The following is a 9,718-nucleotide window of genomic DNA, read 5'->3' as shown; positions in this document are numbered from 1 at the left end:
CGAGCGCTACCCGATCCCGAGACAGTCAGCCTGAACGAAGCTGCCCGGATATGTAGAGTGAGTCATCGCACCATCGAACGGCTGGTGGAGGCAGGCCTGTTAAAGCGTGAACAGGTCACTCCTCGCGCTCCCTGGGAGATTCGTCGTGCGGATTTGAATAACGAAACAGTTCGGAGCATTATCGACAGGCTTTTCCGCACAGGCAAGCTGGTTCTGCAAGGGGGTAGTTCGGGAAATCCGCCTTCCTTGTTTACTGAAAATGAAGGAGATGATAATGCCAGGCATCATGAGTGAGGGTTCTGCTCAAGGTTCTGTCCCCAGGTATGGAGCACGCCGAGGAATCCGATGTCGGCTCCCAGGTGCTTCGGATCGCGAGCCAGTTCGAGCATCGTCGCGGCACTGGAGCGGTAGAGCAGATCGTAAAGCAGCCGCTTGTTCTGGAGGACAAGAGCGGAGAGCGAGTGCGGCAGAGTGAAGACGATGTGGAAGTATGGCACGGGCAATAGTTCAGCCGAACGCGCAGCCAGCCACTTGGCGCGTGCGTTCCCCTGACACTTCGGGCAGTGCCGATTGCGGCAGGAGTTGAAGGAGATGGCCTGATGGCCGCAGCGGACGCACTGATCGCGATGACCGCCCAGTGCCGCGGTGCGGCATCGGACGATGGCATCGAGCACCTTGCGATGAGGCCATGCAAGATGCGACTGGTGCTGTTCCCAGAATCTGTTGCCCGTTCGACGGACGATGTCGGCCACCTCGAGAGTGGGTCGGCTCATCGCCTGATCTTCCTCCAGTAGCATCTGCCGAAGATAGGTCACGGGAATCTCCTGTGCCCCGAGGCTTACACAGCCAACAATGACCGGGGAAAGCCACTGTCGCAGCGTCCGCCGCGCCAACGGCTTAGTTCAAACGGGGTTTTCGGCAACTTCGATCTCGAACTTGCCGCAAACCGGACTTTTCGTCCAAGTGCAGCTGATGGTGCATAGCCTACGACCCGCTGAACTCTCCTGTGACTTTGGAGGTGAGCTTTCCTTGGCGCTTATCCTCGAAGGCTCCTTGCAGCCCCGATCAGGGGACGGACCGAGATTCCTCACCGCTGTTTCTTTTCATATCGAATAATTCTTTGCGCACATCAGAATGACTTTGCTTACTTTATTCATGCATCACGGTGACGCACGTGGAGGGAAGGAAATGAGCGACTTTGACGTCGTTATGAGAAATTCTCTTGGGCGAGAGACCCATATCTATTAGTATTCCCGAAGATTCAAGATCATAACGACCTGTTCGTTTGGAGTACTATGTCAAATTTTCTGCGCAGTATGGGCCTCTTTGGTTGCTTTTGCATCCTCCCGCTTTTCTCTGTAGGACAAGCCCTCACTACCCTAACGTCATCCCAAAGCGCCAAGCCTGCGACCATTCTTACCCAGCGTCTTCCTCTGGCATTTGAGGAGAACGTAGGTCAAAGTGTTGCCGGCATAGATTATCTCGTCCGATCCGGGATTATGCTGGGCGAGATCAGGGCGACGGAGATGCGCCTGTCGCTGCCGCCTGTAAATGGGCATCAGCAACAGGTTTCGATTCAACTGGACGGGGCGAGAAAAGATGCAAGACCGACTGCAGGTGAAAAACTTGAGGGCGAGTCGAACTATTTGCTGGGCATTGACGCCTCCGCCTGGAAGACCCATGTCGCGCGGTATGGCCGCGTGACCTATTCCGAGGTATACGACGGGATTGACCTCGTCTATTACGGGACCGGGTCGCAGGTAGAGCATGACTTCGTCGTGCATCCAGGCGCGACGCCATCTAGCATTCGCCTAAAATTTGATGGCGTGCGCAAGTTAGAAGTAACTAAGTCAGGTGATTTGCAGGTTTCACTTGATCAGAGCCAAATGACGCTGCGTCAACCGCGTGCCTATCAGATCAGTGATGGTGTGCGTCATGAGGTGGCAGCAAAGTTCATAGTCGCAAACGGCGGCGTACGTTTTCACCTCGGAACGTATGACCGAACGAAGCTGCTTGTGATCGATCCGGTGCTGGACTATTCCACGTTTCTGGGGGATGCCTCGGTCTACGTGAAGGGTGTTGCGGTTGATGCCGCGGGGAACACATACATCTCAGGCGTAGCGTCCGTGGGCTTTGCCGCGAATGGAGGAACAAATGCATGCAGCAGTTGCGTCAGCGGCACAAATAAAGGAGCCGTTTATGTGATCAAGTTGAACGCGACGGGAACCGCGGTGATCTACTCCACGTTCATTGGCGGCAGCGTAAATCCTTACGGTTCCGTTAGCCATGATCAGCCTAGCGCACTAACGGTAGACATGAACAACAACGCTATCGTGACGGGCCAAACTTCCTCAACGGACTTCCCTCTGAAGAATCCGATTTCTTCGGGAGTTCCTAGCTTTAATGACGGCTTTCTAACGTCGTTGACGTCGGATGGTTCGGCGCTCAATTTCTCAAGCCGTCTCGGAGGCGATTCCTCGGCATCTGGTACATCCTCGCTCGGTCCCATGTCATTGACGACGGACGCCAGTGGCAATGTTTACGTTGCGGGAAACTCGGAATCTCCGTACCTTCCTACGACCGCTGGAGCTCTGCATAGTTTTTCGCCTAGCTTCGGCCACACCGGCGCTTTCCTCCTTAAGCTCTCGTCCAGCGGTTCGCTCGGCTACGGTGCAATCGTCGGTGAACTGGGCTCGGCATCGGTTGGTGGCGTAGGGCCTACCGGTCTTGCCGTTGACGAGAGCGGTGTCGTGTACATGGCGGGTACTGCGGGCTCAATCGTATTCTCAGACCCTAAAACGACTCCGTGGCCGACGACATCGGGTGTCTATCAAACTAGTCTCATTAGCCCTTCAGATAATGCACCGTTCGTCACGCGAATATCTGCAGATGGCAGCGCGATTCTCAGCTCGACCCTGGCGGGCACCGGAAGAGTCCTTTCAATGGCCTTGACGCCGCAGCACGACGTTCTGATCTCCGGTGTCGCTGGCAAGAACTTCCCAGTTACCTCTGATGCCTATAACAGTGACGTGACCATCAGTACCTTCCCTAGCTCTCCCAGCTTTTTTGCAAAGGTGAGTGGAGACGGCACGCAACTACTCTACGCGAGTATGTTTGGCCCCTCGGGGTCTACGATCTATATTAATGGTATCGGCCAGGACCCGAGTGGCAATGTATGGCTGGCGGGGACAACCAGCTCTCTCCTACCGTCATTGGTGCATCCGTTGCAGTCGACCTATAGTAACCAGTTCAGTGGCGACGGCTTCATTGCAAAGTTTGATCCCATGATGCACAACCTGCTGTTCTCCAGCTATGTGAACAGCACGACCGGCTTTTCGCAGATAAATGGCCTGGCAGTCGATTCCAATGGATTGGCACACGTTGTCGGCATCGCATCGCAGGATTTTCCGACAACGCCGAATGCTTCGCTCAGTGCCGTTACCCCGCCGCCGCCAAACTACTCTTATAGTTACGGCTTTGCTGCTTTGATTGACGGAACCAACCCCGGTCCAAGCGTCTGCTTTACTGGACCTTCCTCGGCCGGAGCGCTAGTAGTGGGTACAACAGGCCAAAGATCATTCAACATTACCAACTGTGGCGATGGCCCACTGACCATCTCATCATTGAGACTAACGTCTGATGTCTTTGCTCTCACGTCTGCAGATGCATGCACGGGAAATCTGGATGCCGGCAAGGCGTGCACCGTGTCCTATTCGTTCACGCCGAAAGTCACAGGAGCGGTGACTGCCAATGTGCTGATTAGCTCTAACGCGCCGATGGCCGCAAACATGCAAATTTTGAGAGGCACAGGAATTGATGGGCCGGCAGTGAGTCTTTCGACGAAGACGCTCACTTTTTCCATTCAGACCGTCGGAAGCGCATCTGCAGCACAGGGCGTGACCGTGACTAACTCCGGAACAAAAGCGTTGACGGGCATAAGCATCGTTGCTACCGGTACGGACGCATCGAGCTTTATCGCGAACTCCACTTGTAGTGATCAGCTTGCAGCAGGAAGTAGTTGCTCGGTGAACATCGTATTCAACCCAGCTACTTCCGGAACCAAACAGGCAGCGCTCCAGATCGCTGACAATGCCTTCGACAGCCCGCAACAAGTGATACTAAACGGCACGGCCTCAGTGCCAGCGTTCAACATATCGAGCCCGTCGCTCAACTTTGGGAAAGTGGCGGCAGGGGGCTCTGTTCAGCAGACGCTCACTCTGCAAAACACCGGCGACATTTCACTGTCAAACATAGCCCTAGCCATAAGCGGTCCGAATGCCGCCAACTTCGTCATGACCACGACCTGCGGTGCGAATCTTGCAGTGAGTACAACATGCAACATCACCGTCACCTTCAACCCCACGGGCGCAGCTGATGAGACTGCAATAGTCACGATAAGCGCGGCAGGCGCCACGTCGCAAACAGTGACGGTCACAGGCATATCCGCTGCGCCGGATTTCTTATTTCCGGCACCCGCGGGATCAAGTACCGCCGCCATTCCGGCAGGTCAGCCAGCCAATTTTAATCTAAGCATCACACCATACGGCGCATTTACCGGCACCATCACGATGAGTTGCACCAACCTACCCGTCAACGCCGCCTGTGCCTTCACTCCTGCGAGCTTTGCCTTAGGTGCAACTTCTACCCCAGTATCGCTAACAATCACAACACAGCAAACGGTTCGAGCAGCCCTTCGGCCGCAGCACGAGTCTTCGAGTCGGTCTTCTTCGCGAGGCGCACTGGCAATCCTCTTACTACTGCCGGCAGCATCGCGAGCGCGTCGTCGATTTGGCAACGCACAACTTGTTCTCTGGTTGATCGTGTTGTTCACTGGCTCCCTGGTGTTCAGTGGATGCTCGGGGGTGAGCAGTGGCTCCAGCGCACCTATCGAAACCATCCAGAAAACGCCTGCTGGTACATACTCCGTACCGGTGGTCGCAAGCAGCGGCGCAGTAAGCCACAGTACAAACGTGACTCTTGTCTTGCAATAGGTCGACAGCAGGATACTCAGTCTCGGCTCGTGTCGATAATCCCATTCTGGATCTTTGAACTGAGCCCTATTGACGAGGAGTCCTTAGCGCTCGAAAGTCACTTGTCCAAAAACGGGGTTTTCAGCAAAGACAACTTGGCTGGGCAGATGATTGAGCGGCGGTGAGGGAGACCGCTGCCATGCGACAGAGGAACAAGCCCAAGCGCAGGTCGCCTAGGAGCGTCCTGCATCTACCCGACCTCGACCACTCCAAATCATCCGTTCTTCAGAGCCTGGGATCAGTCGCCTCACAGCGGACCTATGGCTTTGCCATCGATGACTTCATCAGATGGTATTGCTCGGGACCTCGGCTGGCATTCGGCAGGACCGTAGTCTTACGGTATCGCTACTACCTGGAATCCCGCCAACTGGCCCCCGCGACTATCAACCTGCGTCTCGCAGCTGTCCGGCGGCTCGCGTATGAAGCGTCTGACAACGGATTGCTGAGTCCTGACCTCGCAGCGGGCATCCGGCGAGTGAAAGGTGCCAAGCGCCTGGGTATTCGACTCGGCAACTGGTTGACGTCCACGCAGGGAAGAGAGCTGCTTGGCGTTCCCGACCGGGCTTCAGTAAAAGGCAAAAGGAACTACGCGATGTTGGCCGTGCTCCTGGGCTGCGGTCTACGTCGATCGGAACTCACTCGGCTCACCGTATAAGCCATCTTCAGCAACGAGACGGCCACTGGGCGATCGTCGACCTGTTTGGAAAGGGCGGGCACGTCCGTACCGTTCCCGTCCCGGCCTGGGTGAAGGTGGCTATTGACTCATGGCTTGCTATCGCCGGTATCGACACTGGAATCATCTTCCGCTGTGTCAGCAGGACCGGCCACGTTTGGGGTAACCGCCTCAGTGAGAAAGCGGTCTGGTGGGTCGTTCGTGAATACGCGAAACTCGTGGGCATTGATAATCTGGCGCCTCACGACTTGCGCAGGACTTGCGCACGGCTTTGTCATTCCGCGGGAGGGGAACTTGAACAAATCCAGTTTTTGCTCGGCCACCGGTCTGTGGAAACTACAGAACGATACCTGGGTTCGCGGCAGAGATTGGTGCAGGCAGTCAACGATCACCTCGGGATCGAACCGCCAGGCGGCTCATAAGTGACTTTTCCGGCATATCCGGAAGTGCTACCGCTTACTTGCACCGCGACTAAGCGCCCGAACGGGGATATCAGAATGGCCGTTTCAATGCAGAAGCTAGAGAGCACTGAAAGCGATAGAATCCGGCGGGAGACCCAGAAGTGGCCAACTCACCGGACTCGGCAGCTCAAAACGTCATCCCGATGTACGAACTAAAGTGGTCTCATGCCGAGAAGACAGTTGCTCGCAGAGCCTTCGACCTGGCGCTTGGCAAAGAATTGGAAGCTCTCCTCCAGGAAGCTAAAGGCCGAGCCGCGAGGATCGAGGAACCGTCGGAGCTGTGGGATTTGGAAAGCTGGCTGACGGAACGTCGGCGGGAGATTGACCGAAGGTACGACTACCGCACTCCATCCTTCCACTCGTGTTTGCCCAACTACTTCGCGACGGCCGCCTAACCGAACACGATTTGCACGGGCTTGGACAGGAGAAACTCGACCTTATTCGCAGAGCCTCGGCCATCTGAAAGACGGCTCGTGACGCGAGGGACAGGCAGATGAACGACGCATAGCCCATCGCTCGTGCGCAGGCGGCGATATCGAAAAACGCGGTGTGCCAGGGCCTCCACGAACTTGCCGAGAACGTGACTTTGCAGGAGGAAAACTGGCAAAGTCTCCATCAGAATGAGAGCATGCTAGAGAACAACTACGAATGAGGAGAGGCTCTTGGCTGGTGCAATACAGAGGTTTGAAACAGAACGCACGCGCCGATTTCGAGCTGAGGGTCTCAGCGAAACCGACGAGGGCACGATCTGCAACGTTGAGCAATTCGGTTGTAGCGTGGTTCAAGTGAAAGCCAGCAATGCAGGAGCAGGTTGGTCTTATACAGTCGGGGTTTACGACACCTCCGGAAAACCGGAAGTGATTACTGTAGGTCTGCGAGAGAAGACAGCGCTCGTTCTTCTGAGCGACGCAGCAAACCGACTGCGTGCTGGCACTGACTTAACCCAAGGTCGGCATCGCGAGATGGTCGGAGAGGTCGAATGCGAGTTCCGACCGGTGGATCCAAAGTGGGTCAAACACCTCATGGGATGGGCGCTCTGGTACTACGATCACTCGGAATTTCCTGTACTGCAAGCCGTTTATCCCGATCTTGAAAACCGCTTCCCGGGGGAGAATGGGTTCGATCCGGCGTTCGCTCAGCCTCTGATGCAGCCCGACTCTCCGATGACGGAGGTTGAGGACGACTTCTGGGCCTCAGCTAACCCGAAGAGCAGCTTGTTCGATTGGAAGTTCGCTGATCCTCCACATACCCGAGTATTTCTCTCCAAGAGCGTCCACCAAGGAAGCGAACCGGTCACCTACGTTTCCCACGATGAAGAAGATGGCGCATGGCAGTTCTTAGGCGACAGCATGTCTGATGGCGGTGGCCCAGTAATCTCGTGCTTTCACCATCCCATTGATGATGATTCTAGCCTCATCGAGTTGGCTGATTTGCCTATGGGCTGGTGGGCCGAGCGAGCTAAGCCAGGAGAGCCTTGGGTAAGAAGTAAACATGAAAGAACCGACACTGATGATTAGTGCTCATTCCCTCGTTCCCGCAAAACCGCAAAACGGGGATTTCGGCAAGTTCGACCCGCCGACCCCGCTGGCCGAGTGAACTTGCTCAAAACCCGACTTTCAGGCACAAGGAGAATTACCCAAGAGGGCCACCAGAAATCGCGAAGGTCGGCCAAGGGATCGGGAAGGCTTCATGCTTCTGCTCCGTTCGGGTTTCGTCTACCCACGAATAGGACGCGGACTAGCCAGAAGACCATCAAGACCAGCGGTAGCAAACTCAAGAAATACAGTGCGCCTGTCTTGCGCAATACGGCGGGGAACAGGTGTGGGCGTGCCAAGAATATGGACGCTGAGGCGATAAACCAAGCAAAACACATACGCCAGAGATGCCGCGCGATACGTTTGGCGCCGTAAATACCGCCGCTCATGATCATGCGGACGTCCCCCGCGGCAGCAACCAGGGCCACGGAACCAAGGAATAGGTATGGCCCAACTGGATATCCGTGGCTTTGGCCCGTCGAGCTACGCGCTGCTTCCAAACCGTAGGTCACCGTGACTGCAATGACAGCCAGGGCGATTGGGAATGCACCCCAATCAGAGAGACTAGTTGCCCCATCCGTGCGCCTGGCGGACGCTCCATGCAGTTGCCACCAGATAGAATGTCAGTGCGCCTCCGATGATATTGCCCGGTTCGTGCCTGGCGATCGCCAGATATACGCCGCTCACAGACAGACTAAGCATCGAGAGGACGAAGACGTTCCCCGCCGCGCGGTGCCTGCGGGAACCCTTGCGGAACGATACGGCTGCGAAGCCGGAGAGCATACCCGAGGTCCCCGCGCAGATATGAAAAAGCAAAATGGGTGCGATGGCATCTCTCCCTTCTTTGCACGCAGTCTATGCAGACTAGGACAATTCGCCGTTAGAGACACCTACGCGCACCGGGACCAGAGAGTTCAACTTCTCCGGTTCAACCGCCGAACTTTCCTGAAAACAGGGTTTTGAGAAAGTTCCCAGCAAGTTACCGAAATCGAGACTTTGCGGGAATGATTCACTCCTCATCCGCCTCTTTCAGCGGGGTGTGGTGCCAATCCCAGTAATTGAACAGCCGGTCTTCTTCTGGATCAAGGCTCTGGTGATAGTGATGTGAGTGCGGAGATGGAAAGCGAATGTCTGGTACTTCGCTGAATCCATTGGCTGAAAGAGCAGGCCTCCAAGCGTTCAGAGGGCCGTACGCATAAATGGCATTGTGGCGATCATAGATGAGCATCTCAGCGCCCGACTCTGAAGCTATCCACACGTTGTGGCGGCCATCCTTCTCAAGGAAGCCTGAGAAGTCATTCAAAAATGTTCTGACGTTGCTTTCGGCTTGCGGTTCGGGACTTTGATACCTGCCTGGCTCACCTCGGCCACGGGGAACTACGAGAACATAGAGAACCCAGAACGGTCCGGTCATGTCCTTGAGGAGTGCGGCAAGGATGTCGGTCTGTCCTCGCGATGGAGCAATTACTAATCGGCGGCCTCCGCCCGTTGTTTCTTCCGCAGCCCACAGATTCCCGTAAACCCATTCCCGATCCTCGGGTTCTGGGTTCCCAAACTTATACTCAGTCGTCATCGCCCTCAGTATCGCAGTCCGCGTGCTTGCCGGTGCATGAAAACGGGGATTTCGGCAAGTTCGACCCGCCGAACCCCGCTGGCCGAGTGAACTTGCTCAAAAGTTTGCTGCCCTCCATTGGCGGGTCCATAGTCCCGGAAACTTGCGCTGTGCCAGAGGGGCGTTGCAGACTCAAGAAGGCTGGCTCGACAGCTATGATCGCAGTCTGCTTGGTGCCATTGTGCCCGTTCAAAAGTCTGATTTCGGTTGCTGCGGTCCATTGTTTGGTGGCGAGATTGCGCTCTGAAAAGAGGCCGATCTCGACCCCGTTGGAAAGCCTGTGTCATGATCGCCAACCGAGTCGAGCCTAGCCAATTTCACTGAGAAGGAGAACATGCCATGGCAAAGGTCAAGCTATCCGTCTTTGATCGGTTGCGCCTCGGGGCGAGATTGAATCGCAAAGAGCG

8 protein-coding genes and 1 pseudogene are annotated in these 9,718 nt (G+C 55.8%); 6 read left to right on the top strand and 3 right to left on the bottom strand.

The features are described 5' to 3' along the window. The coding region (locus Q363_RS41420; RefSeq protein WP_211256398.1) for a MerR family transcriptional regulator at positions 1-294 on the top strand (294 nt) is incomplete at its 5' end. Here the strand turns inward: Q363_RS41420 and Q363_RS28175 are convergent. After that, positions 291-773 (bottom strand): annotated as a pseudogene (locus Q363_RS28175) (IS91 family transposase); the annotation flags it as partial. The gene Q363_RS41420 and the pseudogene Q363_RS28175 overlap by 4 nt on opposite strands. A gap of 522 nt (positions 774-1,295) precedes the next feature. Between Q363_RS28175 and Q363_RS28170 the strand changes: the two are divergent. The 5 genes from Q363_RS28170 to Q363_RS28155 all read left to right on the top strand — a co-directional run bounded on the left by Q363_RS28170 (position 1,296) and on the right by Q363_RS28155 (position 7,681). After that, positions 1,296-4,991, top strand: coding sequence for a DUF7948 domain-containing protein (locus tag Q363_RS28170; RefSeq protein ID WP_084080858.1), 3,696 nt, complete (start codon positions 1,296-1,298; stop codon positions 4,989-4,991). Positions 4,992-5,169: 178 nt separating this feature from the next. Continuing rightward, the gene (locus tag Q363_RS44910; RefSeq protein WP_245632528.1) at positions 5,170-5,685 is read left to right on the top strand and encodes a tyrosine-type recombinase/integrase; all 516 of its coding nucleotides are present in this window, start codon (positions 5,170-5,172) and stop codon (positions 5,683-5,685) included. Beyond that, entirely contained in the window at positions 5,643-6,125 is a 483-nt protein-coding gene (locus Q363_RS47015; RefSeq protein ID WP_425387796.1) for a tyrosine-type recombinase/integrase, read from the top strand. Before Q363_RS44910 ends, Q363_RS47015 begins: the two co-directional genes overlap by 43 nt. A 140-nt stretch (positions 6,126-6,265) precedes the next feature. Continuing rightward, complete coding sequence (locus Q363_RS28160) at positions 6,266-6,559, top strand: hypothetical protein (RefSeq protein WP_051979448.1); 294 nt, start codon at positions 6,266-6,268, stop codon at positions 6,557-6,559. Between the two features lie 267 nt (positions 6,560-6,826). Then, the gene (locus Q363_RS28155; RefSeq protein WP_035357295.1) at positions 6,827-7,681 is read left to right on the top strand and encodes a DUF4262 domain-containing protein; all 855 of its coding nucleotides are present in this window, start codon (positions 6,827-6,829) and stop codon (positions 7,679-7,681) included. 582 nt (positions 7,682-8,263) lie between these two features. Here Q363_RS28155 and Q363_RS28145 read toward each other — a convergent pair. Further along, the gene (locus Q363_RS28145) at positions 8,264-8,482 is read right to left on the bottom strand and encodes a hypothetical protein (RefSeq protein WP_157467733.1); all 219 of its coding nucleotides are present in this window, start codon (positions 8,480-8,482) and stop codon (positions 8,264-8,266) included. Positions 8,483-8,708: 226 nt separating this feature from the next. Then, on the bottom strand, positions 8,709-9,272 hold the full coding sequence (locus tag Q363_RS28140; protein WP_035357289.1) for a hypothetical protein: 564 nt from the start codon (positions 9,270-9,272) through the stop codon (positions 8,709-8,711). Positions 9,273-9,718 lie beyond the last annotated feature (446 nt).

Source organism: Edaphobacter aggregans DSM 19364 (genome assembly GCF_000745965.1).
In the GTDB taxonomy this organism is placed as follows: Bacteria; Acidobacteriota; Terriglobia; order Terriglobales; family Acidobacteriaceae; genus Edaphobacter; species Edaphobacter aggregans.
Note: the sequence above shows the minus strand (reverse complement) of the source record. Positions and strands in the feature narration are given on the sequence as shown.

Coding starts and splice junctions, on each gene's coding strand:
- Q363_RS44910 (WP_245632528.1), top strand. CDS start 5,170: ATGCGACAGAGGAACAAGCCCAAGCGCAGGTCGCCTAGGAGCGTCCTG.
- Q363_RS28140 (WP_035357289.1), bottom strand. CDS start 9,272: ATGACGACTGAGTATAAGTTTGGGAACCCAGAACCCGAGGATCGGGAA.
- Q363_RS28170 (WP_084080858.1), top strand. CDS start 1,296: ATGTCAAATTTTCTGCGCAGTATGGGCCTCTTTGGTTGCTTTTGCATC.
- Q363_RS28145 (WP_157467733.1), bottom strand. CDS start 8,482: ATGCTCTCCGGCTTCGCAGCCGTATCGTTCCGCAAGGGTTCCCGCAGG.